The organism is Deinococcus sp., assembly GCF_018260405.1.
Lineage (GTDB): Bacteria > Deinococcota > Deinococci > Deinococcales > Deinococcaceae > Deinococcus.
The window spans coordinates 1-23979 of the sequence record NZ_JAGLBG010000025.1 but is presented as its reverse complement, the minus strand read 5'-3'; the positions used below and the strand labels follow the sequence as shown (position 1 = coordinate 23979).

General features: G+C 60.6%; 22 protein-coding genes. 10 read left to right on the top strand and 12 right to left on the bottom strand.

Annotation, left to right across the window (positions count from 1 at the left end):
* Nucleotides 1-222: 222 nt before the first annotated feature.
* Nucleotides 223-861, bottom strand: a complete 639-nt coding sequence (locus QZ269_RS05045; RefSeq protein ID WP_291424942.1) for a hypothetical protein — start codon at nucleotides 859-861, stop codon at nucleotides 223-225.
* 436 nt (nucleotides 862-1297) lie between these two features.
* Here QZ269_RS05045 and rplS point away from each other — a divergent pair, with 436 nt between their 5' ends.
* Nucleotides 1298-1858 carry a 50S ribosomal protein L19 gene (gene rplS / locus QZ269_RS05040; protein ID WP_291424940.1) on the top strand — a complete coding sequence of 187 codons (561 nt, stop codon included), beginning with the start codon at nucleotides 1298-1300 and terminating at the stop codon, nucleotides 1856-1858.
* 223 nt (nucleotides 1859-2081) lie between these two features.
* On the opposite strand, the gene tsaB is transcribed toward rplS, so the two are convergent.
* Nucleotides 2082-2624, bottom strand: a complete 543-nt coding sequence (gene tsaB / locus QZ269_RS05035; protein ID WP_291424938.1) for a tRNA (adenosine(37)-N6)-threonylcarbamoyltransferase complex dimerization subunit type 1 TsaB — start codon at nucleotides 2622-2624, stop codon at nucleotides 2082-2084.
* A gap of 172 nt (nucleotides 2625-2796) precedes the next feature.
* On the opposite strand from tsaB, the gene QZ269_RS05030 reads away from it, so the two are divergent.
* A complete protein-coding gene (locus tag QZ269_RS05030; RefSeq protein ID WP_291424936.1) occupies nucleotides 2797-3930 on the top strand; it encodes a citrate/2-methylcitrate synthase in 1134 nt (377 codons plus the stop codon).
* Between the two features lie 378 nt (nucleotides 3931-4308).
* Complete coding sequence (locus QZ269_RS05025) at nucleotides 4309-5370, top strand: hypothetical protein (RefSeq protein WP_291424934.1); 1062 nt, start codon at nucleotides 4309-4311, stop codon at nucleotides 5368-5370.
* Between the two features lie 100 nt (nucleotides 5371-5470).
* Here QZ269_RS05025 and lepA read toward each other — a convergent pair whose 3' ends face one another.
* Both lepA and QZ269_RS05015 read right to left on the bottom strand, forming a co-directional pair.
* On the bottom strand, nucleotides 5471-7285 hold the full coding sequence (gene lepA / locus QZ269_RS05020; protein ID WP_291424952.1) for a translation elongation factor 4: 1815 nt from the start codon (nucleotides 7283-7285) through the stop codon (nucleotides 5471-5473).
* A 250-nt stretch (nucleotides 7286-7535) separates the two neighbouring features.
* Nucleotides 7536-8249, bottom strand: coding sequence for a hypothetical protein (locus QZ269_RS05015; RefSeq protein WP_291424932.1), 714 nt, complete (start codon nucleotides 8247-8249; stop codon nucleotides 7536-7538).
* A gap of 336 nt (nucleotides 8250-8585) precedes the next feature.
* On the opposite strand from QZ269_RS05015, the gene prfB reads away from it, so the two are divergent.
* Nucleotides 8586-9681 (top strand): peptide chain release factor 2 gene (prfB, locus tag QZ269_RS05010; RefSeq protein WP_291424929.1). Its coding sequence is split into 2 segments (ribosomal slippage): nucleotides 8586-8630 and nucleotides 8632-9681, totalling 1095 coding nucleotides; the frame shifts between segments, so codons are not numbered across the junction.
* Between the two features lie 136 nt (nucleotides 9682-9817).
* Here the strand turns inward: prfB and QZ269_RS05005 are convergent.
* The 3 genes from QZ269_RS05005 to QZ269_RS04995 all read right to left on the bottom strand — a co-directional run bounded on the left by QZ269_RS05005 (nucleotide 9818) and on the right by QZ269_RS04995 (nucleotide 12231).
* Nucleotides 9818-10792: an acetyl-CoA carboxylase carboxyltransferase subunit alpha gene (locus QZ269_RS05005; RefSeq protein ID WP_291424927.1), complete on the bottom strand. Its 975-nt coding sequence runs from the start codon at nucleotides 10790-10792 to the stop codon at nucleotides 9818-9820.
* Entirely contained in the window at nucleotides 10789-11643 is an 855-nt protein-coding gene (gene accD / locus QZ269_RS05000; RefSeq protein WP_291424925.1) for an acetyl-CoA carboxylase, carboxyltransferase subunit beta, read from the bottom strand. Before accD ends, QZ269_RS05005 begins: the two co-directional genes overlap by 4 nt.
* Before the next feature lie 123 nt (nucleotides 11644-11766).
* Nucleotides 11767-12231, bottom strand: a complete 465-nt coding sequence (locus QZ269_RS04995) for a LapA family protein (protein ID WP_291424923.1) — start codon at nucleotides 12229-12231, stop codon at nucleotides 11767-11769.
* Nucleotides 12232-12350: 119 nt separating this feature from the next.
* Between QZ269_RS04995 and QZ269_RS04990 the strand changes: the two genes are divergently transcribed.
* Nucleotides 12351-13049 (top strand): IclR family transcriptional regulator, encoded by a 699-nt coding sequence (locus QZ269_RS04990; protein ID WP_291424921.1) that lies wholly within the window; start codon nucleotides 12351-12353, stop codon nucleotides 13047-13049.
* 304 nt (nucleotides 13050-13353) lie between these two features.
* On the opposite strand, the gene QZ269_RS04985 is transcribed toward QZ269_RS04990, so the two are convergent.
* From QZ269_RS04985 to QZ269_RS04970, 4 genes are all read right to left on the bottom strand, one after another.
* Nucleotides 13354-14205, bottom strand: a complete 852-nt coding sequence (locus QZ269_RS04985; protein WP_291424919.1) for a sugar phosphate isomerase/epimerase — start codon at nucleotides 14203-14205, stop codon at nucleotides 13354-13356.
* Between the two features lie 79 nt (nucleotides 14206-14284).
* Nucleotides 14285-15493 carry an ABC transporter substrate-binding protein gene (locus QZ269_RS04980; protein WP_291424916.1) on the bottom strand — a complete coding sequence of 403 codons (1209 nt, stop codon included), beginning with the start codon at nucleotides 15491-15493 and terminating at the stop codon, nucleotides 14285-14287.
* A gap of 46 nt (nucleotides 15494-15539) precedes the next feature.
* Nucleotides 15540-16385, bottom strand: coding sequence for a carbohydrate ABC transporter permease (locus QZ269_RS04975; protein WP_291424915.1), 846 nt, complete (start codon nucleotides 16383-16385; stop codon nucleotides 15540-15542).
* A complete protein-coding gene (locus QZ269_RS04970) occupies nucleotides 16382-17311 on the bottom strand; it encodes a carbohydrate ABC transporter permease (protein WP_291424913.1) in 930 nt (309 codons plus the stop codon). Before QZ269_RS04970 ends, QZ269_RS04975 begins: the two co-directional genes overlap by 4 nt.
* Nucleotides 17312-17895: 584 nt before the next feature.
* Between QZ269_RS04970 and dnaK the strand changes: the two genes are divergently transcribed.
* The 5 genes from dnaK to QZ269_RS04945 all read left to right on the top strand — a co-directional run bounded on the left by dnaK (nucleotide 17896) and on the right by QZ269_RS04945 (nucleotide 22736).
* Nucleotides 17896-19791, top strand: a complete 1896-nt coding sequence (dnaK, locus tag QZ269_RS04965; protein ID WP_291424911.1) for a molecular chaperone DnaK — start codon at nucleotides 17896-17898, stop codon at nucleotides 19789-19791.
* A 348-nt stretch (nucleotides 19792-20139) separates the two neighbouring features.
* Entirely contained in the window at nucleotides 20140-20772 is a 633-nt protein-coding gene (locus QZ269_RS04960) for a nucleotide exchange factor GrpE (RefSeq protein WP_291424909.1), read from the top strand.
* Nucleotides 20773-20777: 5 nt separating this feature from the next.
* A complete protein-coding gene (locus QZ269_RS04955) occupies nucleotides 20778-21023 on the top strand; it encodes a hypothetical protein (protein ID WP_291424907.1) in 246 nt (81 codons plus the stop codon).
* Between the two features lie 2 nt (nucleotides 21024-21025).
* On the top strand, nucleotides 21026-21778 hold the full coding sequence (locus QZ269_RS04950; protein ID WP_291424906.1) for a VF530 family DNA-binding protein: 753 nt from the start codon (nucleotides 21026-21028) through the stop codon (nucleotides 21776-21778).
* Nucleotides 21779-21794: 16 nt separating this feature from the next.
* Nucleotides 21795-22736, top strand: a complete 942-nt coding sequence (locus QZ269_RS04945) for a DnaJ C-terminal domain-containing protein (RefSeq protein WP_291424904.1) — start codon at nucleotides 21795-21797, stop codon at nucleotides 22734-22736.
* Nucleotides 22737-22802: 66 nt separating this feature from the next.
* Here the strand turns inward: QZ269_RS04945 and QZ269_RS04940 are convergent, their stop codons facing one another.
* Nucleotides 22803-23747 carry a manganese-dependent inorganic pyrophosphatase gene (locus QZ269_RS04940; RefSeq protein ID WP_291424902.1) on the bottom strand — a complete coding sequence of 315 codons (945 nt, stop codon included), beginning with the start codon at nucleotides 23745-23747 and terminating at the stop codon, nucleotides 22803-22805.
* Between the last annotated feature and the right edge of the window lie 232 nt (nucleotides 23748-23979).

Genomic DNA, 23979 nt, shown 5'->3' with positions numbered 1-23979 from the left:
GGCCTCAGAGCGGCGAAAGGGCCATTGCTCTGGCAGAAAATGTCCTGTCTGAATCTTATAGCTGAGCGTGTGGTCACTTCAGCGTGCGTGGTAGCGGCTTCTGTTAGCCTACATGGAGATCACCACAGACCAGTGCCCCCAGAGATTAAATGTTATTAAACATTCTCATCTTGGCCGCTTATTTTTGACTTGGCTACAGGCTGCGCCGTGTGTGCTTGCTCCTTAGAACTCCTGAAGGCTGCCCGAAAAGTGTCGGAGCTTTCCCAGTGCACTGACGGTCAGAATATCCTGACCCACCGCGCCGACTTCCAGGGCGTCGTCGGCTACCCTGGCGATCACGGCCCCTCCGTTGTCCAGGCGCTCCAGATATGCACCCGAGAGGCGGTAGGTGCCGTTATCCGTTACCACGGTGGGCACGCCGACGCCCTGCACGCCCAGGCTGGTGGGGAGCAGGTGCGGTAGGGGAGCCGGGTCAATCAGGGCGTTATCGCTGAAACGCCGCAGTTCCCCGTTCAGAACCACGTAATCCTGTCCGTCGCCGCCCGTGGTCACGCGTGTGGGTGTTCCCGCGATCTGGCCTGCTGGACTACCGCTGTAGGTCAGGGCGCTGCCGTCCTCACGGTAAATGTGCCGGGCACTCAGGGCCACAACAGCCCCAGCATAGACACTCTGGGCCGCCCGGTCGAGGGTGATGACCAGCCCCACGCCCGGCAGGGCCGCCCAGGCGTCGCCGCCATTCCACGCCACGTCCGAGGCCCGGCCCAGACGCGGGCAAAACGGGGCATAGTCGGGTTTACGCGCTACGCAGGCCCGGCCATCTGCGACCCAGGCCACGCCTTGTTCGCTGAAGGCGGCCTTCATTCTCTGGCCAGCTGAAGTTTGGGCAGCTGAACTCCGGCCTCCTGAAGTCTGGCCTCCCGCAGCCTGGGCCGAGTGGTGGGGAATGGAAGCCGCAGTCCGCGTGGGTGCACAGGCACCTAGCGAAGGCGCGAGCGTAAGGGCAAGCAACAGGTGAACCGGGCGCATGGGTTCATTGTTCCGGGCCGGTTTCTGAGGGGCGTGAGGTGTGTAGTGGCTCCGGCGGGGCAGTGGGACAGTGGGGCGCTCGGGGCAGCAGCAAGGGCGGCGGGCCACTTGCTTCTGAGAAGCAGATTCGGCTATACTTTCCCGGTTTGATTTACTGCCGGATGACTGTGTCCTGAAACCGGTCGGCAGGCAGAAATCGTAATCGGAGTAAGAACGCCTCTCCCGGCCAAAGCCGAGGTCTGGGGTGGTCCGCTGCCCAAAGGAGCAAGTTATGCAAAGCGTCATTAAAGTCAACCGTGGTGCCATCCTGCGCGCCGTCGAACAGTCTCATATCAGACAAGGCATCCCCGAGTTCCGTCCGGGCGACACCATCCGGGTCGAAACCAAGGTGGTCGAAGGTAACCGGACTCGCAACCAGGCGTTTGAAGGCGTGGTTATCGCCATTAACGGTACGGGCAGCCGCAAGAGCTTTACCGTCCGCAAGATTTCCTTCGGTGAAGGCGTCGAGCGTGTGTTCCCCTTTAGCAGTCCGCTGGTGGCTAACGTGACGGTGCTGGAGCGCGGTAAGGTGCGCCGCGCCAAGCTGTACTACCTGCGCGACCTGCGTGGTAAGGCTGCCCGGATCAAGTCTGACCGCAGCCGCGTAATGAAAGACGCCGAAGCCGCCAAAGTGACCAAGGCCGAAGCCGCCGTTGCCAAGAAAGCGGCTGACGAGAAGAAGGCCGCCGATGAAGCGGCTGCCAAGCAGGCGGCCGAGGCCGAGGCCGCTGCTCAGGCCGCCGCTGCCGAGAGTGCCCAGACCGAAGCTGCTCCCGAAACCCAGGGCGAATAAGCTTTTTTCTGCTCCTGCCGTCTTCCCAGACCGCCTTCCCAAATCGGGAGGGCGGTTTTGTTATGGGCCTATAGGAACTCCGCTAAAGCCCAGCACATCTGGCGCCTTCCCCCGGATACGCGCAACTGTAACCGGGAGCTTCTTACCGCGAAACCCGTATCTTTTCCCACTGGTATCTGCTCGGAGTGAATCCGAGAGGCCCGGTTTACTTGGCACTTCGTACTTACAGGTAAGCCAGTTGCCAGTCGGTCTGCCCGTGTGCCAGCCCCGCCCGAAGGAGCGCCAGTCCGCTGGGAGCCGTGTCCTGGTAATGCGGCAGCCCCGTGGCCAGCGTCACGAGTTCCTCGGCGCTGCGTTTGCCGACCGGCTGGATGGTTGCAGTGACGGTGCCGCCCTGCACGTCATAAACCGCGCTGTAGTGGTTGCCTTTGCGGGCGTCCTGGCTAACGGCTTGCCGCCCCGACCCCCGCACCAGGCCCTCCAGGGTACTGACCCCGCTCACCGGGGCATTCCAGACGCGGCCCAGGCCGAGGGCGTAACTGGCCCCGACCCGGACCCCGGTATACGAGCCGGGCCCAGTGCCGATGACGATATGGTCGGCGCTGAAGGGTAGCCCGGCCTCGGCAAACAGGGCGCGGACGGCGTCGGGCAGCAGTTCGGCGTGGGCGCGGCCCACCTCGCGGCTGTGTTCCAGCTGGCCTGCATTCCAGGCAAGGGCCAGGGTCAGAAAAGGGGTTGCCGTATCCAGCGCCAGAGTCACAGCCATCAGGCAGGCATTGTACGGCGCACGGCGTGGCGGCAGGCTGTCTAGGGGGGGTTGGTCTGCAAGTGCGGGCCGCAGTAGCCGGTCTACAGGCGCAGCGGTGATGTCACCGATAAGGGGACTTCTGTCCATCAGCTTCCAGTCATTTCCGGGTGGGGGTGTATCCTGAGACAACATGACTACTATTGCCAAAGGACTGGAAGGCGTTGTCTTCACCGAGAGCAAACTGACGTTTATCAACGGAACGGAAGGCGTTCTGACCCACCTGGGGATTCCGATTCAGGAATGGGCGGAAAAGAGCACGTTTGAGGAGCTTTCGCTGGCGCTGCTCGACGGCGAACTGCCAACTGCCGAAGAACTTGCGAAGTTTGACGCCGCGCTTAAGGCCAACCGCGCTATTCCCGATCAGCTGGCGCAGCTTATCCGCGACATGCCCAAGGGTGTTCACCCCATGCAGGCGCTGCGAACTGCCGTATCGTACCTGGGTCTGCTTGACCCCCAGGCCGAGGAAATCACTCCTGAAGCCCGCCGCACCATCAGCGTCCGCATGATCGCGCAGTTCTCGACCATCATCGCCGCCGTGAACCGTACCCAGGAAGGCCAGGACATCGTAGCTCCGCGCACCGACCTGACCCACGCCGGAAACTTCTTGTACATGCTGAGCGGCAAGGAGCCGACCGCCGAGCAGTCGCGCCTGTTCGACATCGCCCTAGTACTACACGCCGACCACGGCATGAATGCCAGCACCTTCACGGCCATTGCGACCAGCAGCACGCTCAGCGACATGTACTCCTGCATGACCAGCGCTATCGGCGCACTCAAAGGACCGCTGCACGGCGGGGCCAACGAAGCCGTGATGGACATGCTCGACGAGATCGGCAGGCCCGAGAAGGCCGAAGCCTACATCATTCAGAAGCTCGACCATAAAGAGAAGATCATGGGTGTGGGCCACCGCGTATACAAGAATTTCGACCCCCGTTCGCGTGTGCTGCGCGACTACGCCGAGCACGTCGCCAACAAGGAAGGCAAGAGCAACTACTACCAGATCCTCGAAACCATCGAGAAGATCATCGTGGACCGCATGGGCGCAAAGGGGATTTACCCCAACGTGGACTTCTACAGTGGCACGGTCTACAGCGACCTGGGCATCAAGAAGGAATACTTCACGCCCATTTTTGCGCTTGCCCGCATCAGTGGCTGGTGCGCCAGCGTGATCGAGTACAGCCAGAACAATCGCCTGCTGCGCCCCGACGCCGAGTACACCGGCCAGACCGACCAGCACTACACCGATCTAAAAGACCGCAAGTAAGCCTGAGCTGGCCAGGGGAGGCCAGGGCGTAAGGCTCTGGCTTTTCTTTTTTGATTTTAGGCAGTTGCGCTCTCACCCGTGTCCGTTATCCTGGCCTTATGCACGGGCCAAGAGACGCTACGGAAAGTCATGGGTAGTTCGGATTTCACGGCGCCGGGAAAGGCAGTCCGTATTATTTTCTACTCAGCCTCTTGCGGTGCGAGCTGTACTAAGGCCCCTGCAAGGGTGAAGGGATCACAGTTGCCGGAACTGCACTGTGTCTCAATCATGAGAGACATTTCGGCACTACTCAGCCCGCAAGGGGAGAGGAAGAACACCATGTCATCAACAAAGAAAGGCTATTTTCAAGCACTACTTTCCGGACAGATACTAAAACTGGTGGCTTACACGGTCTCTGGTCTATTCCTGTCCGGGCTGGCCGGAGCGCAGAACTTGCAGGCGTGCGGCGGCGAAAAGGGCTATCCGGCGTGGGTCAAAGACGGCGTGTACAGTGGCGCGATCGGTAAGTTGCCCGTGACCTTGCAGATCAAGCGCGGTGTTTCCGATCAGACTGCCTATTTCTACCGTTCATACGGCGTGGATCTGCCCCTGACTGCGTTTCACGACGGCGAGCGGCTGATCTTGCAGGAGTCGGCCTACAACCGTGCGGCGAACCGTGAGTTCGCTACCGGTTGCTTTAGACTGGGCCGCAGTGGTGCCGGTCAAGCGGGCGCGGGACTTCAGGGCGATTGGACGACCCCCGACGCCAGAAAGAAACTTGCGGTCAGCCTCGCTCCGCTGAATGTGGCGGGCGTCCCGCTGCGCCTTGCAGCCTCGGCGGGGGTAGCTCAGCTGCGCCGCGACAGCCCGCTGACCTTCCTAAAGCTCAACCGCCCGTGGCAAAAGGTGCCGGGCGGCCTGAAAGAGCCCTATTCGGGCCTCATCTTTCCACGTCCGGCTTACGCTTCAGCTGCGCTGAATGCCTTTTTGCAAGATCGGCAACTGAAGTACGCGGCCGATGTGCTGGACTGCCGCTCTCAGATGCTGGGCATGGAGGATGAGTTTTATTTCGACTTTCAGGCCGCGCCCCAATTTCAGACGCCTCACCTGCTGAGTCTGATCGAAGGCGGCGAGGGTTACTGCGGCGGGGCGCATCCCTTTTCGATGTTCACGCCCTACACGGTAGACAAGCAGACTGGCAAAAAGTTCCAGCCTAGTGATCTGTGGCCGCGCCTGACGCCCGAGCGCCTGCTTCAGCTCTATTCGCGCAAATACAAGCCCGATTTTGAAGGAACCGATGGTCTGCAGACGATGCTGACCCGCCACGGCCTGGCGATTTATAACGACAACTACCCCGAGTTTAACCGGAGCGTCCGCACCTTTGACGTAACCATTCCTTACGCGCAGCTGCGAGCTGAAGCTGACCCGAAATCGCCTTACTACCGCGATCTCTACCGCTGAAACATACGCACTGCGCTCAATTTTGCCCAATACAGCGACCAGGCCCCTTTATCAGGGGCCGATTGGCCCACAAAGGCACCGCCTTACCGCGAAACCCGTGTTATTCGTCGGTACTGAGCACCGCCAGGAACGCTTCTTGTGGCACTTCCACCGTGCCGAACTGCTTCATGCGGGCGCGGCCTTTTTTCTGCTTGTTCAGCAGCTTCTTCTTACGGCTGATATCACCGCCGTAACACTTAGAGAGCACGTCTTTGCGGTACGCCTTGACGGTAGCGCGGGCGATGATCTTCGCGCCGATCACGGCCTGCACCGGCACCGGGAACAATTGGCGTGGAATGACCTCGGCCATCTTGTCCACGATTTTGCGGCCCAGCGAGTAGGTTTTGGTCTCGTGGACGATTACGGCCAGCGCATCGATGATCTCGTTGTTGACCATAATGTCTACCTTACGCAGGTCGCCCTCGCGGTAGCCCAACTGCTCGTAGTCCATGCTGGCGTAGCCGCGCGAAATCGACTTGAGGCGGTCATGAAAGTCGTACAGAATCTCGGCGAAGGGTACCTCGTAGATCAGTTCCACGCGCTTGCCGATATAGTTCATGGTTTCCATGGTGCCCCGGCGTTCCTGAAGCAGCTGCATCACCGGCCCCACGTAGTCCTCGGGCAGCATCACATGCAGCTTGATATACGGCTCCTCAACCAGCGTGATGCGGTCGCGGGTGGGGAACTCGGCCGGGTTCTGCGTCTCGAATACGTCGCCGTTGGTCAGCGTAACGCGGTAGACCACGGCGGGCGCGGTGGCAATCAGGTCGAGGTCGTACTCACGCTCCAGCCGCTCCTGAATAATCTCGGCGTGCAGTAGCCCTAAAAAGCCGCAGCGAAAGCCGAAGCCCAGCGCCTCGGAGGTCTCGGGTTCAAAGGAAAAGGCCGCGTCGTTGAGCTTCAGCTTTTCCAGCGCCTCGCGCAGTTTGCGGTAGTCCTCAGTGTCGGTAGGGTACAGCCCCGAGAACACCACCGGCTGCGCGGGCTTGAAGCCGGGGAAGGCTTCGGCGGTCTGCACCTCGCTGCCAGTGAGGGTGTCACCCACCTGCGCGTCGGCGATGTCTTTGATACCCGCCGCCACCCAGCCCACCTCACCCGCGCTGAGGCTTTCCCCCACGACCAGACCGGGCGTAAAGGTGCCGACCTTGTCAACCTCAAAGTTCTTACCCGCGTTCATCAGGCGCACGCCGTCTTTGGCCTGCATGCTGCCTTCGAGCACCCGCACGAACAGAATCACGCCCTGGTAGGCATCGAAAAAGCTGTCGAAGATCAGGGCCTTGAGCGGCGCGTCGGGGTCGCCGGTGGGGGCGGGAACATACTCCACAATCGCTTCCAGAATTTCGGGGACGCCCTGCCCAGTCTTGCCCGAGGCGAACACGGCGTTGTCGGCGGGAATCCCGATGACTTCTTCCAGTTCCTTGGCCGCGCCTTCGGGATCGGCGGCGGGCAGGTCAATCTTGTTGATGACCGGTACGATTTCCAGGTTGCTGTCAATGGCGAGGTAGGCGTTGACGATGGTCTGCGCCTCTACCCCCTGTGAGGCGTCTACCAGCAGCAGCACCCCCTCGCAGGCGGCCAGCGAGCGCGACACCTCGTAGTTAAAATCCACGTGTCCAGGCGTATCGATCAGGTTGAAGACATATTTTTCGCCATTCTCGCGGACATAATCCAGGCGAATTGGCGTGGACTTGATGGTGATGCCGCGCTCGCGCTCCAGCTCCAGCGTGTCGAGGGTCTGGTCGCGTTTGTCGCGCTCGCCCATCGCGCCCAGTTGCTCCAGAATGCGGTCGGCAAGTGTCGATTTGCCGTGATCCACATGGGCAATAATCGAAAAGTTACGGAAGTTGGCGGTGCGCGGGTCGGTCACACAGAGCAGTCTACCGGAGAGCGGTGAACGATAGTGGTGTTTCGGTAATAAAGATTCCGCATTCCGCCGCAGCCCTGAAGCGCTCAGGCTTGCTGTGCCGCGTAGCTTTGCCAGTGATCGGCCTGAAACGGGGAACTGCGCGGGCGGCCCAGCCGTCACCATCAGGGCGACCAGCTAGCCCCCCTGCAAGACTTCCGGGGAAGACTTCCGGGGCAACCGGATCACTGCGCTTCAGGGATGAGCAGCCGGGGGCAGCGGCTTAGGACGGTGGAACGTAATGCCACTGCACGCCGCTGAGGCCACTGGCGACGGTGGCGCGGCCAGTCAGGGGGGCAGTTCCGTCTTGCACAGTCTGAATGACCAGAACATTCCAGCCCTGTCGCAACTGGTAATCCACGTCTATCTGGGCGCTCTGGCTGCTGCTGTCACTGCGGCTCAGAGTGCAGGTCTGGGTGCCGCTGAGGTGAACCGTGCGGTCGGCGTAGGCGTACTGGCGCCAGAGGTTAATAGTCTGCGTGTTCTGCCCGGCCATCGCCTGTCCGGCCAGTCGCAGCGTAGCCGCAGTAGCCGCGCCCGTCGGCACGAAATAGGCGCTGCTCACGACGGCGAACCGTGCCGCTGAGTCGCTCAGCTTCAGGCCGCCGGGGCACTGGCTGCGGCTGAAGCCCAGCAGGTCAAGGGCGGGCAGCAGAGGAAGCACTTCCGCCTGACCGCCTGCCGAAAGCTGTGGCGGGACGGGCAGCGTAATCGTATAGAGCCCGCGCCGATCAACTGGAAAGTGAACCAGGGGCCGGAGCTGCTGAGCGCCCATATCAAACTCGAGGGTCACGGTGCCTGTGCTGGGCGGATAGAGCACCGCGCCCTCGACACCGGAACTGGCTACACCGGCGGCTGCTGTACCGGGACTGCCGCCACCGCAGGCGGTCAGGCCACAAAGCAGCAGCGGACAGAGCAACAGGCGAGAGAACTTCATGACTGTAAAGAATTTTACACCGAGTCCTGCCCGTGGGCCTGACGGACTTTAACCCTGAAGCTGTAACTCTGAACCTGTAGCCCCGAACCTGTCCTACGGATTTCGCGGCATGGACTCGCAGAGCTGCGGGCCGCATTGAGCAGAGTCCGTATTTTCCTACTTTCCGGCGCTCGGATCGAATCCAAAACGGCCCGGTTCAATCGGCAGTCCGTATAAACCTGGGCCGCCTGGCCCGGAGCACGTATACTGAGCAATTGGCACCCAGCCGCACTCCCGCCGCGGAGCAACTGCGACCCGGCGAAAATTGAGAGCGTGGCCCTAGAAGGAGGTACGCCCATGCAAGAACTTTTAGATCAATTGGCGTCACTCCGGGAGTATCTTTGACATTCCCGGCAAAACCCGCCGCCTGAACGAACTCGACCGTGAACTCAGCGACCCAGACCTCTGGAACGACTCGGGCCGGGCGCGGCAGGTCAATCAGGAAGCTGGAACCGTGCGCCGCATCGTCGAGGAATACAACGACCTGACCTCCAACGCCGCGAGCCTCTCCGAGATGCTCGAAATGGCCGACGAGGAAGAAAAGGAAATGCTGGCCGAGGAGCAGGCTAACCTCGCCCAGCGCGTGGACGACCTATACCGCGAAACGCTGTTCACTATGAAGCACGCCGACACTGCCGCCATCGTGCGCGTGAAGTCGGGTGCGGGGGGCACCGAGTCGCAGGACTGGGCCGGGATGCTCGAACGCATGTTTATGCGCTGGGCCGAGCGCCGGGGCTACAAGGTCGAACTGATCGACCAGCAAGACGGCGACCAGGCCGGGATCACCAGCGCCGAATTCATCATCCGGGGCGAAAAGGCTTACGGCATGATGGCCCCCGAGCACGGCGTTCACCGGCTGGTGCGCGTGTCGCCCTTCGACAGCAACAACCGCCGCCACACCTCCTTCGCCTCGGTCGAAGTGGTGCCGGAAGTGCCTATCGAGGAAATCAACATTCACATTCCCGATTCCGACCTGCGCCGCGACGTCTTTCGTTCGCAGGGCGCGGGCGGGCAGGGCGTGAACACCACCGACTCCGCCGTGCGACTGACCCACTTGCCGACCGGCATCGCGGTAGCCTCGCAGGTCACGCGCAGCCAGATCAAGAACCATGAGATCGCCCTGCAAATCCTGAAACAGCGCCTCTACGACATCGAAGTCAAGAAGCGTGAAGCCGAGGAAGCCAAGGCCCGTGGCGAGCAGAAGAAGATCGAGTGGGGGTCGCAAATTCGCAGCTACGTGCTGGACAAGCAGTACATCAAAGACCACCGCTCGGGTCTGATGAAGCACAACCCCGACGACGTGCTCGACGGCGACCTCGACGAACTGATGTGGGGCGGCCTGGAATGGATGGCTGGGAAACGAGTGGCTGAGGAAGCCGGAGACGACGAATAGTCTTGGCTTTCCCACCGCTTTTTTAACCGCTTTTGCCCTGGCAGAAGCGGGTTTTTATATGGCCCTCGCGGTGTGGAACCACACAAAGCGCTTGCCAAACGCCGAGCAATGGCGACCTGTACGGCCAGGCGTTCAATCAGCTTTCGGTAAATGCTCCTAGCGCCCTGAACCGCGCTGCCCGCTGCGCCTTGAGTTCTTCGGGACTCAATTTGCCCAGTTCGTCGAGGTGGCGGCTGATGACCGGGCCGAGCAGTTCGGCGGCGAGGTCCATATCGGTGTGGGCGCCGCCCGCCGGTTCCGGCACCACTTCCTCGACGATGCCCAGTTCCAGCAGGTCGGGCGCGGTCAGTTTGAGGGCTTCGGCGGCCAGCGGCGCTTTGGTGGCGTCTTTCCAGATGATGCTGGCGGCTCCCTCGGGCGAGATGACCGAGTACCACGCATTCTCCTGAATCAGCACGCGGTTGCCCACGCCCACGGCCAGCGCCCCGCCCGAGCCGCCTTCACCGATCACCACGCACACGGCGGGCACGCGCAGCTGCACCATGCGCAGAATGCTTTCAGCTATGGCCCAGCCCTGTCCGCGCTCCTCGGCTTCCAGGCCCGGATACGCGCCCTGGGTATCGATCAGCGACACAATAGGCAGGCCAAAGCGGTCAGCCAGAGCCATCAGCCGCACGGCCTTGCGGTAGCCTTCCGGGTTGGCACTTCCGAAACGGCGCTTGATTTTGCTTTTGGTATCGCGGCCTTTTTGCTGAAGCAGCAGCATGACGGGGCGGCCCTGCCAGCGGGCCGGGCCACCGATCAGCGCCGGGTCGTCACCGAATTTGCGGTCGCCGTGCAGCTCGTGGAACTCGGTGCACAGCCGCTCGACGTAATCCAGCGCGGTGGGACGGCCAGGGGTGCGGGCCAGCTTTACACGCTCCCAGCGGGGGCTTTCGGTGCTTTCACTTGGGGCGGCTTCGGCTTTACTCTGCTGGGCACGGTACTTTTCTACCTCGGCCCGCAGCGGCGAAATAATAGTATCCAAATTCTGTCCGGTCTTGCGGGCGGTGGCTTCCAGGTCGCGCAGACGGGCTTCGAGTTCGCGCACGGTATCGCTGAAGGTGCTCACGCGCTGACCGACCGCTTCATCAGAAGGCCCAGCAGACTGGCAATGTACTGGCGCTGCTCCCGGCGGTCGACCACGTCGTCGACCATGCCGTGTTCCAGCAGAAATTCGGAACGCTGAAAGCCTTCGGGCAGATTCTGGCGAATGGTCTGCTGAATCACGCGCGGCCCCGCAAAGCCGATCAGTGCGCCAGGTTCGGCCAGGATCACGTCGGCGATGGTAGCAAAGCTGGCGGTCACGCCCCCGGTGGTCGGGTCGCTCAAAATGCTGATGTACGGCAGGCCCTTTTCGGCCAGAGCTTCGATTGCCACGGTGGTTTTTGCCATCTGCATCAGCGATAACGCACTTTCTTGCATCCTGGCCCCGCCGCTGGCCGACACGATGACCAGGGGCAGGCCCGCCTGCGCGGCATGTTCGGCGGCGCGGGTAATCTCCTCACCGACCACGCTGCCCATGCTGCCGCCGCTGAAGGCGAAATCCATCACGGCGACGGTGACTGGCACGCCCAGAATGCTGCCGGTGCCAGTCATGATCGCGTCGGGTCGCCCGGTCTTTTCCTGGGCGCGGCTCAGGCGGGCCGTGTACGCCTCGGTATCCTGAAAGTTCAGTGGATCAGTCGGATGAAGATGGCCCGACAGCTGCCGGAAGGAATCGTGGTCGATCAACACGTGAATGCGCCGCTGGGCGTCGAGGCGCAGGTGGTGGCCACACTTGGGGCACACGAACGCGTTGGTGTCGAGGTCGCGGTTATAGAGGGTTTCCTTACAGGCCGGGCACTGGGTCCACAATTCGGGTGCGTCCGTGCTCGCCTGCTGCTGGGGGCGGCGTCGGCGGAAAAAGCGATCTAGGGCCATGTGAGTCAATTCTCCTTGACTGCCATTCTAATGATGCGCCGCAGGGCGAATTGCACTGGGTTCAGGAGACGGGACGCAGTCAAAGTTCCTGGGCTGCGCGGCCACGCCACGTACTAGCGCTGCTCAACCCAGCTTGCGCTTGAGGTAATCGTCTATCTGATCGAGTTGCAAGTTCAGGTCGCGTTGCAGGTTATCGATTCGCGCCGCCAGCGAAGCGATCTCGGCGGCGCTGCCTGCCTTGCTGTCTGGCAGAGCGCGGCTACCCAGTTCGGTAAAGCGCTGATCCAGGCTGCTCTGAAGCTGGGCAAAGCGGCTAGCTTCCTGACTGTCCAGGCTGACGCGCAGGGCGTCCATGTCGCGCAGCAGCTTGGCGCTGTCGGCGTCGGCCCGTAGTTTGGTTACGCCCGCCCAGAAGTAAAAGATGAGCAGCGGAATAAGCAGCAGCCCCAGCAGCAGCAGGCCCATCGGCATATTCTCGTAGGTCGCAAATCCCAGGTTCAGCGGGTGCGGGTCAGTCAGAAAATTCATGTTCAGGGCCGCGAGTAACACGATCAGCACCAGAAAGACGATCAGAATGACAATCCGCATGATTCGAGCATAGGACGCTGCGACTGACGCAGTTCTCGAAAGGGCTTGCGGGAAAATTAAGACACGGGGTCGGCGCACTGGGTCTATACAATCTCGGAACGTCCCTGTAGGCTGGACGCATGCTCTCTTTGCAGAAGGCGTCCACCATTCTCGGTGCATTTGGGGCCGAGCAGCCCGAGTGGGGCGTGCGGGCGCTTGGGACCCATCTGGGGATTCCGCGCGCGACCGCCCACGCCTATCTGGCAGGCCTGACCGAGGCTGGTTTTCTGCGGCGCACCCCGGCGGGCAAGTACCGACTGTCTTGGCACCTCGCCGAGATGGGGGCCGAACTCACGGCGGCGCTACCCTGGTTTCAGGACGCGCGAACGCTGATTACCCGGCTGGCGCTGGAAGTGCGCTCGGTGGCGTTCCTGTGCATTCTGGAAGGTGAAAATATCGTGGCCGCCATCCGCGAACGCCATCCCGACGCCGACATAGACCTGCCTCTGGACATCTACCTGCCCGCGACTGCCACGGCCAGCGGCAAGCTGCTCTATGCCTATGCCGATCTGACTCCTAAAACCTTTGAACCCTGCACCCAGAGCAGCATTACCACCGTTGACGAGTGGCGGACCGAGGTCGAGCGGGTGCGGCGGCTGGGCTACGCCTACAGCATTGAGGAATGGATTCCGGGGCAGTGCACGCTGGGAGTGCCCTACCACCACGGCGATCAGGTGGTCGCCAGCATCGGCGTGCAGATGAGCGCCGAGCGGTATCTACGTGAGGAACGGCAAATCCGTGAACGGGTGCTCCAGATCGTACATGAAGCCGAGGAATAGAGCAACGAAAAGGTGAGCGCTGTTCATGAGGCACTCACAGCGCCAACCTGCTATTTGATCCTCTGGTTCATAGGGCAGGGCAACCGCAAAGTCCCAAAATTGCAGAGTGAACACTCCAATTTCTGTTTTTGGCACAAAAAGCGACTCTGAATCGAAGATCATCGAGTGATGAAAACAGACTTTTTCGATTCCATATCAGAAGCAATTTGATCCAGTTTCAAAATTGAACCGACTTTGCGGAAGCCCTGTAGTTTATAGGGCCTAAATACGCGGCATCTCCTTGAAAAATGCAGTCTTTATCCGCTCAGCGCCCTAGGCTCAAGCTGGTCAAGTAAGCCGTGCTTCTTACCAATTTGGCCGGTGACACTTCTTGGATCAGGCGCGGGGCCGAGTTGATGGTGGCGAGGGCGGCAAATACGCCGCGCCAGTTGATCTCACCGTCGCCGCAGGGCCAGTGCCAATCGTTCATGGCGTCGTTGTCCTGCAAGTGAACGTGGCCGAGCAGGTCGCCCGCCAAACGAATCCAGCTTTCGGGAGTAGGGCCGCCAATCCGTTCCATCAAGAAGGAGTGGCCCACATCAATGCTGACGCGCAGGCGCTCGTGATTGGTGTCACGCACCATGTTAAGTAGCGGGGCGGGATTGGTGTCGCGGATGTTCTCCATGACCAAAGTGCAGCCCGCGTCACTGGCGACGGGCAACAGTTCGCCGAGCATGTCACCGACAATTTGCAGTTGCTCGGCCAGCCCAGTCGCCGGGGTATGCGCAACCGCCGGATGTCCAAAGAACTCGAAAGGGCTGTGAATGACCATGTGGGTGGCTCCCAATTCGCCCGCAAACGCCAGTCCCGTTTTCAAGCGGCGCAGCGTTAGGTCACGCACGGCGGGGTCACGCGGCATTAGGCTGAGGCTCCAGAAGGGGCCGTGAATACCAACCCGGCCCGTAAAACCGTCCAGCAGTTCACGGCCCTCTCTGGCGCGGGCTTGCCAGTCACCTTCGAGCAGATCAGCAGAAATCGGGTCTTGTATTTCCAGATCGCGGCCTTCCCACAGCCAGTCGCGGTGGTGTTCGATGTCGGCCAAGCGCATGGCTGCGCCCAGCAGTGGCAGGATAAGAGTCTCAGTCTCTGGTCGGGGTTGGGTCAAAGTCGCCGTCATGGTTCACCTCAGTGTGAATAGGGGCGGTGGTTGGGCTGTGGGCTAGGAGCTTTGAGGGAAACACCCCATAGCCCACAGCTCATTTCGTGTCTTTGAAGAGCGGCTGGGTACGCTGCACCAAGTCGCCCAAGGTGGCATCAATCGGGGCGCTTTGCAGGAAGATTTTGTCGAGTGCTTTGATGATTTCTTGGGTGCCCTGCACATATCCTGCGGTGGTGGGGCGTGGGCGGGCGTAAGGAAGTTGCTGACCGCCGATTTCTAGGCCGGGCACGCTTTTGACGTAAGCCTGGTAAGCGGGCAACCTAGAGGTGGTACGGGTAATCGGCACATAGTTCGCCATTTTGATCCAAGTGAATTGCTGCTCGGGCTGGGCCAACCAAGTGATGAATTTCCAAGCGGCGTCCTGCCTCTCTTTGGAGACACCTTTGCTGATCGCCAAGGTCGCGCCGCCTACGGGCACCACGGGCTTTTTGTAGTAGGGTAGCGGCGCAGTGCCAAATTTGAAAGGCACCGATGCGTTCAGACCGGGGCGCGAGGCCACCGAAGCCATGAACATCGCCACTTTGCCTGCCGCGAAGTCAGCCGTGGTGTTGGGCGTTTGCAGCACAGCGCTGCCATCGCGGAAAAAGCCTGCCCAGTCGGTGATCACTTCTTTGGCAGCGGGCTGGTCGAGCAGCAGCTTGCCGTTGTCCACCACTTCGCCGCCGTTGCTCCAGATCGCCCCTTCCAAGACCCAAGGAAAAGAGGGCAGCGCAATAGCAGCAACACCTGTCGCGTCTTTGATCTTTTTGGCAGCGGCCCGCAGTTGGGGGTAGGTACGGGGCGGCGTGGTCATGCCCGCTTTTTTCAGCAATTCGGGGTTGTAGTACAGCACAGGGTTGGAGTTGTTCCAAGGCATCGAGTAGACGTTGCCGTCGTCGCGGGTTACTTGGGTCTTGAACACGGGCCAAAAGCTGTCGAAGGACTTCTGAAAACCGGGCATAGTCTTGAGGTTCAGCAGGGCACCCGAAGCGGCGATGCGCGGCACATACGAGACTTCCAGTTGCAGTATGTCCGCCGAGGGCTGGCCCGCTGCGATCCCGGCCAACGCCTTTTGCACCACGCCTTCGTAATCGTTGGCGAATTCGCCGCGCACGGTCACGTCATTTTGTGCAGCGTTGAACTGCTTGATCATGCTTTCGATGGCTTTGCCTAGTTCTCCGCCCAGTCCGTACATAAAAGTCACGTCGGTCTTGGCGGCGGCGCTGGAGAGCAGGGTCAGGGTGAGCAAGGGAAGTAGCTTTTTCATGGGATTTCCTCCTTAAGAAAACGTAGCGAGATGAAACGCGATTAAATCAGCCCTTAAGCCCGCTGGCGGCGGCACTCTCGATAAACCATTTCTGGGCAAAAATGTAGAACAGCAGCATGGGGGTCACGACGATCACGGTGGCGGCCATCACCAGCGGCAAGTTGCTACCTTCCAAACTGGAGAAGCTTGCGAGACCCACCTGCACGGTACGGAACTCGTCGCGGTTGGTCACGACCAGGGGCCACACCAGCGCATTCCACGAGGACAAAAAGGTCAGGATGCTCAGGGCGCTCAGCACCGGCGTATTAACTGGCAGCAAAATCATCCGCAGGTACTGGGCGGGGGTGGCCCCGTCGAGCCGCGCCGCCTCTTCCAGTTCCACTGGTGTTTGCAAGAAGGCTTGGCGCAGCAGAAACACCCCGAAGGCACTGGCGGCAAACGGCACGATCAGCGCCTGATAGCTGTTGAGCCAGCCAAATTGCCGCACGGTCATAAAGTTGGGGATCAGCAACACGTCGCCCGGAATCATCAGGGTGCCCAGCGCCAGCGCGAACAGCAGACCCTTGAGCGGAAAGGTCATGCGGGCAAAAGCGTAAGCCGCCAGCGCACTGGTGGTCACGACTGCCGCCGTGGTGATGAGCGAAATCAGCAGCGAATTGAGCAGGTAGCGGCCAAACGGCGCACTCTCCCAAGCCAGCTTGAGGTTGCCCCACTCCCAGCGGCTGGGCAGCAATTTGCCCAAAAACACCTCGGTCTGCGGCTTAAAGGCGGCCAGCAGCATCCACACCAGCGGCATCACAAAGAACACGATCACCAGCAGCGAAATGGCTTCTTGGCCCCAGCGGGCGGAGGCGCCCTTACTTTTGCTATTCAGTGTCATCGGCGTGGTCATTGGTAATGCACCCGCCTTTCGGCCAACTTAAGTTGCAAGAACCCCAGCGACAGCAGCAGCAGGAAAAGCGCCACGCTCAGGGCACTCGCCATGCCCATCTGAAAGAAGCTAAAGGCGTTTTGGTAGATGTAATAGCCGAGCAAGTTAGTAGAACCCGCTGGGCCGCCCCGCGTAAGCAGCAGCACCAGACCGTAAGACTGAAAGGTGCCCATCAGCGAGATAAAAAACACCACCAAAGTCGTGGGGGCCAGCAGCGGAATGGTGATGTGGCGGGCTACCGTAAAGCGCCCTGCGCCGTCAATGCTGGCGGCCTCCTCCAGTTCGCGGGAAATGCCCTGCAAGCCCGCCAAGTACAGCACCGCAGGCAGCCCCACCCCTTTCCAGACCGCTACCATAATCACCGAGGCCAGCGCGGTTTTGGGGTCGGTTAACCAACCGGATTCGGGTAGCCCCACGCTTTTGAGCAGTCCGTTAATCGGCCCAGCGTTGGGGCTGAGCAGGTAGTTCCAAACTACGGCGGTTGCGGCGAGCGACACTACCACCGGGGCGAACACCGCGCCGCGTAGCAGCGTGCGGAGGCGGGTTGGGGCGTTCATCAGGAAAGCCAGCGCCATGCCTAATATCACTTCGGTCAGGGTCACAGCCAGAGCGAAGATCACCGTGATCTTGAAACTGCTCCAGAATTCAGCGTTGGCGAGCATCTCGCGGTAGTTGCTTAAGCCCACCCACTGCGCCTGCGAAAGCATGTCGGCGTCGGTGAAGCTCAGGTAAATCACCCGGAGGAGCGGGTAGTAAGTAAAGACCACAAAGATCAACAGGGCCGGAAGGAGGTAGGGAGTCGCGCCCAGCAAGGCGGTGAGCTGGCTGTGGCTTTTGCGCGGCTTGGTCACGCTGATTTGTGTTGACACTTGTGTGAAATCAGTCATCGGCCCTCCCATAACAAAGCCGACTATATGGAGGAGGAATCAGGTGGCTGTCAATCACCTCTAGCTGACAGAAAATCCCTTGTAGACGCGAAAATCAGCCCTGATCTGTCAAGGCTCTGAACTAAGCCTTGATTGGTGGGGTAAGGCGGGCCATGGGGCTGACCGATCCCCTGACTGGCGCTAGGGGCAACTCACGTCGGGTCAGGGCGCAGTTGCTGCAGAAGGCCGTCACGGTACAGATCATCCCAGGCTGCATGTTTGCGGTTCTTGTTGATTGCACCGACTGACCCCTTCTGCCGCATCAGATTTAAGGCCCATTGTCTGAGCACCGCCAGATTCTCGGCACCGTGATACTGATGATGTCCCCTTCGAGCTTGCCGCCAACCGTCTGCTTGACCCAGAGCGGGCAGACGACGGGACGCAGCCTGAAGATAAACCTTCCCTAAACCTCAAACTTGAGTCTAGTACACTCAGGTCTATTGACAGTACCGAACTGTGGCCCTATGATGCTGGCAGTTCAAAACTGCTGCCCACAGCACCATCAAGTTGGGCGCACATCCCCCACATTCAAAGGAGTAAATAACATGGCTAAAGCTGTAGGAATCGATTTGGGCACCACCAACTCCGTCATCGCCGTTATGGAAGGTGGCCGCCCCGAAGTGATCGTCAACGCCGAGGGCGGGCGCACCACCCCCAGCGTGGTCGCGTACAAGGGCGACGAAACCCTGGTGGGTCAGATTGCCCGCCGTCAGGCCGCACTGAACCCGGCCGCGACCCTGTTTGAAGTCAAGCGCTTCATTGGCCGCCGCTGGGACGAAGTGAAGGAAGAAGCCGCACGCAGCCCCTTTGCGGTCAAGGAAGGCCCCGGCGGGTCGGTTCGCATTAGTGTCAATGGCAAAGACCTAGCCCCCGAGCAGGTCAGCGCCGAGGTGCTGCGCAAGCTGGTGGCCGACGCCTCTGCCAAGCTGGGCCAGAAAATCACCGACGCCGTGATTACTGTGCCTGCCTACTTCGACAACAGCCAGCGTGAAGCCACCAAGCAGGCCGGTGAAATCGCTGGTCTGAACGTGCTGCGCGTGATCAACGAACCCACCGCTGCGGCGCTAGCTTACGGCCTGGAGCGCAAGGGCAACGAAACCGTGCTGGTCTTTGACCTGGGGGGCGGCACTTTCGACGTGACCATCCTCGAACTGGGCGACGGCGTGTTCGAAGTGAAATCCACCGCCGGGGATACCCACCTGGGCGGCGCGGACTTTGACCACCGCATCGTGGACTGGCTGGCTGAGGACTTTAATAAAGAGCATAATTTCGATCTGCGTAAGGACAAGCAAGCGCTGCAACGCCTGATTGAAGCGGCTGAAAAGGCCAAGATTGACCTCTCCAACGCCTCCGAAACCACCGTGAGCCTGCCGTTTATCACCTTCGACCCTGAAACCCGCACCCCCATGCACGTCGAAAAGGTGCTGACCCGCGCCAAGTTCGAGGAACTGACCGCCGACCTGCTCAGGCGCGTGCGTAAGCCAGTGGAACAGGCCCTCAGCGACGCCAAACTGAGTGCCAGCGACATCAACGAAGTAATTCTAGTGGGTGGCTCGACCCGGATCCCGGCGGTCAAGCGCATCGTGCAGGACATCACTGGCAAGACCCCCAACGAGTCGGTCAACCCCGACGAGGCCGTGGCGCTGGGCGCTGCTGTGCAGGCTGGGATTATTCAGGGCGACAGTAGCCTGGGCGACATCGTGCTGGTAGACGTGACCCCGCTGACGCTGGGCGTGGAAGTCAAGGGCGGCATGATCGCCCCGATGATTACCCGCAATACCACCGTGCCCGCCAAGAAGACCGAGATCTATACCACTGCCGAAAACAACCAGCCCGGCGTGGAAATCAACGTGCTGCAAGGTGAGCGCCCCATGGCGGCCGACAACAAGAGCCTGGGCCGCTTCAAGCTTGAAGGTATCCCGCCCATGCCCGCTGGCCGCGCCCAGATCGAAGTGACCTTCGACATTGACGCCAACGGCATTTTGCACGTAACCGCTAAGGAAAAGACCAGCGGCAAGGAAAGCAGCATCCGGATTGAAAACACCACCACCCTCGATAAGAGCGACGTGGAGCGTATGGTGCAAGAAGCCGAGCAGAACGCCGCCGCCGACAAGGCCCGCAAGGAAAAGGTCGAGAAGCGCAACGCTCTGGACAGTCTGCGGGTACAGGCCACGCAGCAGATTGAAGAAAATACCAGCGCCTCCCAGGACGCCAAGGACAAACTCAAAGCCGCTGCTGATGAGGCCGAAGAAGCAATTCGCAGCGAGGACGACGCCAAGATTGCCGACGCTCAGAAGAAGCTGGAAGAAGAACTGCGTACCTTCATGACGACCAACGCTAACCAAAGCGCGGGCGGCGCACAGGCCGACGCAGCCGGAGCGGGCGCACAGGCCAAGCAGGACGACGACGTGATCGACGCGGACTTTAAGCCTGCGGAGTAACCCTCACCCCTGGGTCACTTCCCCTTAAAAGAGAGGCCGTTCTGACGGCCCTTGCAGGGGAAGCTGAGAGCAAAGCCGACTGAGGGATCAAACCGGAGCGTCCGACCCATAAGCAGCAAAACGCACAACCAGCGGGAGAGGACGGCCACAACGCCCCCTCTCCCTTTTTCCACAGCCAAAACCCCTGAGCATTCCAGCTACAATCCAGAAAAATCACCGGATGGCCGGCCCCACACCCGAACCTCTTTTCACTCTCACCCGCTTTGCTCGGCCTGAATCACTGCGTAAACGATTGAGGCGCAATAAGCTAAAGCTATGTTCACCAACCCGTTTGGAAGGAAAAAAGACATGAGCGACGACACCAAAAAGACCGACGGCAAGACCATTGAAAACGACACCACCGAGAACATCAAATTCGGGGCCGACGAGACTGAGCTGCGTGCCGGAGATGAAACCGACGCCGATTTTGCCATGCCTGAAGGCTTCCCGGACATGGATGAAAATATGATGGGGCAGGTGCAGGACATGATGACCAAGCTCCAGCGTTATGACGAACTGGAAGCCGAAAACGCCGACCTGAAGGGCAAACTAGGCCGCCTGGCCGCCGATTTTGAGGGCTACCGCAACCGCACCGCCGCCGAGAGTGCTGAAGCTCAGAGTAGGGGCGTGAGTAAGGCCGCCGAGGCCCTAATGCCCGTGTACGACGATATGGAACGGGCCGTGAGCCTGGGCGTCGATGACCCCGCCAAGCTGATTCCGGGCATGCAGGCCGTGCAGAATAAGATTCTGACCATCTTCGGTACGTTGGGCTTGGAAACCACCGGGCGCGAGGGTGAAACCTTCGACCCACAGTGGCACGAGGCGATTCAGGTGGTGGAAGGCGAAGAGGACGACAAAATCGTGCAGACCTACCAGCTGGGCTTCAAGATGGGTGACCGTCTGGTGCGCCCGGCGCGAGTTGTGGTGAGCAAGAAGGGCTAAGCGTTATGGGTGACATCTGGTACAAGATTGATAAGGATGCACCCTATCCAGAGCGGGTCCTGGCCCTTGTTCGAAATGTCGGCATGGTGCTTATCATCATTGCTTCTTTGACCGGCTTTGCTGCCGATATTTTCGGCCATCAGCGCAATGGTTTTTCGCTGGGCGCTGTCATGGCGGTCGCCGTCTACGGTTTGCTTACGTGCACGCTCATGGTGCTCCACTGGTTCCTAGATCGCCAGATTAAGAGGTAACTTTGTCCGCTTCCAACCCCCTCCACGGCGTCACCCTAGAGCGCATCGTCACGCACCTGCACGCCGAATACGGCTGGGAGGAGCTGGGGCGCCGCATTCCCGTGAAGTGCTTTCAGAACGAGCCGAGCGTGGGCAGCAGCCTCAAGTTCCTTCGCAAGACGCCCTGGGCGCGGGAACAGGTTGAGGGAGAGTACCTCAAGCAGGTGCGCCGCGAAGACCTCAATCCGCTCATTGACGAACTCAAGCGCGGGCAGGCGCTGAATTTCACGGGCGTTAGCCAGACCAAGGTTCACGCGGCGCTGGGCTGGATGTTGCGGCACCTGGAGCAGAACGCGCAGAACCTCAAGCTCTACTCTCTGCCCACCCTGGCGCACATTGAGGACGTGAATTTCTGGCCGGACGCCGAGGCGCTGCCCCTGCTGAATCTGGCCATTGACCGTTCGGCGCTGGGGCACGGCGACTACGAACCCGGAGTGGTGGCCGAACTGCTGCGGCGCGGTGCAGACGTGAACGACTCGCGCTTCTGGCTGCCGCTGCTGCATACGGTAGATGTGGAAGGGCAGGCGTACCAGAGTAAAACCCGCGCCCCCCGCACTGACATTCTGGACCTGCTGCTCTCTGCCGGAGCCGACCCACAGGCGCAGGATTCGCGGGGGCATACGGCGCTGAGCATTGCGGGGGCGTATGGGCTGAAGGCCGTGGTCAATAAGCTGCAAAGTCCGTCCCTTAACCCGCCCAAGCCTTCAGACCGCTGACCGAAAGGAGACTTACATGGCTTACAAGGACTATTACGATACCCTCGGCGTGTCCCGCTCGGCATCCGACGCCGACATCAAATCTGCCTACCGCAAACTCGCCAAGCAGTACCACCCCGACAAAAATCAGGGCGACGAGAAGGCCGCCGACAAGTTCAAAGAAATCGGCGAGGCTTACGCGGTGCTCTCCGACCCCGAAAAGCGTAAGGTGTATGACCAGTTCGGCCACACTGGGCAGGTGCCCCCCGGCTATAGCGGCGGCGCGGGCGGCGGATTCCAGGGCGGCGGCGACTTTGGCGGCTTTGATCCGGGCCAGTTCTCCGACTTCTTTCAGCAGATGTTCGGCGGGCGCGGCGGCATGGGCGGCGGCTTTGCGGGTGGTGGCTTCCCAGGCGGCGCTCAGGTCAATCTTGAAGACCTGTTCGGCGGGGCTTCGGGGGGGCTGGGCGGCTCCGGCAGCGGGCGTAGATTCGTGCAGAACGTAGAAGGCGAGTTGCAGGTGACCTTGCAAGAAGCTTTTGAAGGCTCCGACGAGGTCATTAACGTGGACGGCAAGCGCCTAAGCCTGCGCGTTCCAGCGGGCACCCGTGACGGCGCACGCTTGCGCTTGGCCGGTCAGGGGCCGGGCGGCGGTGACGTGCTGCTGACCATCCGGGTGCTGGAAGACGCCCGCTTTGAGCTGGACGGCGACGACCTGACCACCACGGTGGATGTAGCCGCGCCCGTAGCCGCATTGGGCGGCGAAATCAAGGTGCAGATGCTGGGCGGCAAATCCGGCAGCCTGAATATTCCGGCAGGTAGCAGCGGCGGGCGCAAAATGCGGCTGCGTGGGCAGGGGTGGCCCAAAAAGGGCGGTGGACACGGGGATTTGTATGTCCGGTTGAACCTGACCGTACCCAAGTCGTTGACCTCGCAGGTAAAGGAGCTGTATCAGCAGCTGCGTGATCTGCAAGCCTGAGCCTTTACCCGTAACCAGAAAAGCCCCCGCCGGATGCACTGGTGGGGGCTTTCCTAGCTTCGCTTCTCAGCTTTCGGGGGCGAAATATTTTTCCAGCGTCGGTACGATCTGCTTTTTCCGGCTGATGCGGTTTCCCAGGTCAGCAATCTTGTCGTGGGTGTCCACGCCGAACGCTTCCTGGATGACTTTCTCCTCGGCAGCGCTGATGACAAAAGTCCGGTTGGACTCGTTGAGAATGTCTACCACGCTTAGCAGGATTCCGGCCAGCTTGTCGTCCGCTTTGGCCCTGTCCATCGCCTCCAGCAGCTCGGCCTGACGCCCGAAAACGTACCCCGGGTTGGTCGTTTCGATCACGCCCAGACCCCACTCCTTGGGGTTGAGCGGGTCGCCAAAAGGGAAGACCTTGTAATCCATCTTAAGGAGTTTATCGGCGGGCGTGTCGCCCAGATCACTCTTGGCCGCAAACATCGCTAGCGCGTATTCCCCAACCTCCTGAATTCCGGCGATTGGAGCCAGAAACTCTACGGCGTCGCGGTCGTCCTGTGTGGTCGTGGGGCTGCGGAAGTGCAAGGTGTCGGAAAGAATAGCGCTCAGCATCAGCTTGGCTTCCTGAGGCTCGACCCGCACGTTACCCTCGCGGTATAGCTTCAGCAAAATGGTGCTGGTGCAGCCCACTGGCTCGAAACGCAGGTAAGGCGGGCTACTGGTCGTCAGATCGCCCAGTTTGTGGTGATCGACCACGCGCTTGACGCTCAGCTCGTGAATGTTGCTGACGGTCTGGTTGCTCTCATTGTGATCGACCAGGGCCACTTCCGCGCCTGGCGCGAGTTCGGGGAGCATGGCTGGCGCTCCGGTTCCCAGTTCCCTAAGCACGTAGGCAGTCTCGAAGTTCAGCTCGCCGAGGCGAAAAGCCTGGGCCTCGGTGCCCTGCTGCCGTAGCAGGTTGGCATAGACCAGCGCTGAAGCAATGGCGTCGGTATCGGGGTTTAAATGACCAAAGACGTACATCATTCCCCGATTCTAGCCCAAAAGTGAAACCATTTAGAGCAGTTTTCCGAATGATGGGCACGTCGGAAAAACACCGCCGTCCCCTTCATTCTACCTCCTCCTCTTTCTTTTCCACTCGTTCCACTCGGTTAAAAGAGCACCATCTTTTTCAGTAGTTCGGAACCTTTCAGGCTGCTTTAACGCCCAACCGCAGGAGTTCACGGAGTGACTCGCCCATTTCCATCACCTTTACAGT

Bases quoted from the DNA above. Each gene is read 5' to 3' on its own strand.
- dnaK (WP_291424911.1), top strand. From the start codon at position 17,896: ATGGCTAAAGCTGTAGGAATCGATTTGGGCACCACCAACTCCGTCATC.
- tsaB (WP_291424938.1), bottom strand. From the start codon at position 2,624: ATGGCTGTGACTCTGGCGCTGGATACGGCAACCCCTTTTCTGACCCTG.
- QZ269_RS04960 (WP_291424909.1), top strand. From the start codon at position 20,140: ATGAGCGACGACACCAAAAAGACCGACGGCAAGACCATTGAAAACGAC.
- QZ269_RS04970 (WP_291424913.1), bottom strand. From the start codon at position 17,311: ATGACTGATTTCACACAAGTGTCAACACAAATCAGCGTGACCAAGCCG.
- QZ269_RS04940 (WP_291424902.1), bottom strand. From the start codon at position 23,747: ATGATGTACGTCTTTGGTCATTTAAACCCCGATACCGACGCCATTGCT.
- QZ269_RS04985 (WP_291424919.1), bottom strand. From the start codon at position 14,205: ATGACGGCGACTTTGACCCAACCCCGACCAGAGACTGAGACTCTTATC.
- QZ269_RS04945 (WP_291424904.1), top strand. From the start codon at position 21,795: ATGGCTTACAAGGACTATTACGATACCCTCGGCGTGTCCCGCTCGGCA.
- accD (WP_291424925.1), bottom strand. From the start codon at position 11,643: ATGGCCCTAGATCGCTTTTTCCGCCGACGCCGCCCCCAGCAGCAGGCG.
- QZ269_RS04975 (WP_291424915.1), bottom strand. From the start codon at position 16,385: ATGACCACGCCGATGACACTGAATAGCAAAAGTAAGGGCGCCTCCGCC.
- QZ269_RS05015 (WP_291424932.1), bottom strand. From the start codon at position 8,249: ATGAAGTTCTCTCGCCTGTTGCTCTGTCCGCTGCTGCTTTGTGGCCTG.
- QZ269_RS04980 (WP_291424916.1), bottom strand. From the start codon at position 15,493: ATGAAAAAGCTACTTCCCTTGCTCACCCTGACCCTGCTCTCCAGCGCC.
- QZ269_RS04995 (WP_291424923.1), bottom strand. From the start codon at position 12,231: ATGCGGATTGTCATTCTGATCGTCTTTCTGGTGCTGATCGTGTTACTC.
- QZ269_RS05030 (WP_291424936.1), top strand. From the start codon at position 2,797: ATGACTACTATTGCCAAAGGACTGGAAGGCGTTGTCTTCACCGAGAGC.
- rplS (WP_291424940.1), top strand. From the start codon at position 1,298: ATGCAAAGCGTCATTAAAGTCAACCGTGGTGCCATCCTGCGCGCCGTC.
- QZ269_RS04990 (WP_291424921.1), top strand. From the start codon at position 12,351: ATGCTCTCTTTGCAGAAGGCGTCCACCATTCTCGGTGCATTTGGGGCC.
- QZ269_RS04955 (WP_291424907.1), top strand. From the start codon at position 20,778: ATGGGTGACATCTGGTACAAGATTGATAAGGATGCACCCTATCCAGAG.
- QZ269_RS05045 (WP_291424942.1), bottom strand. From the start codon at position 861: ATGAAGGCCGCCTTCAGCGAACAAGGCGTGGCCTGGGTCGCAGATGGC.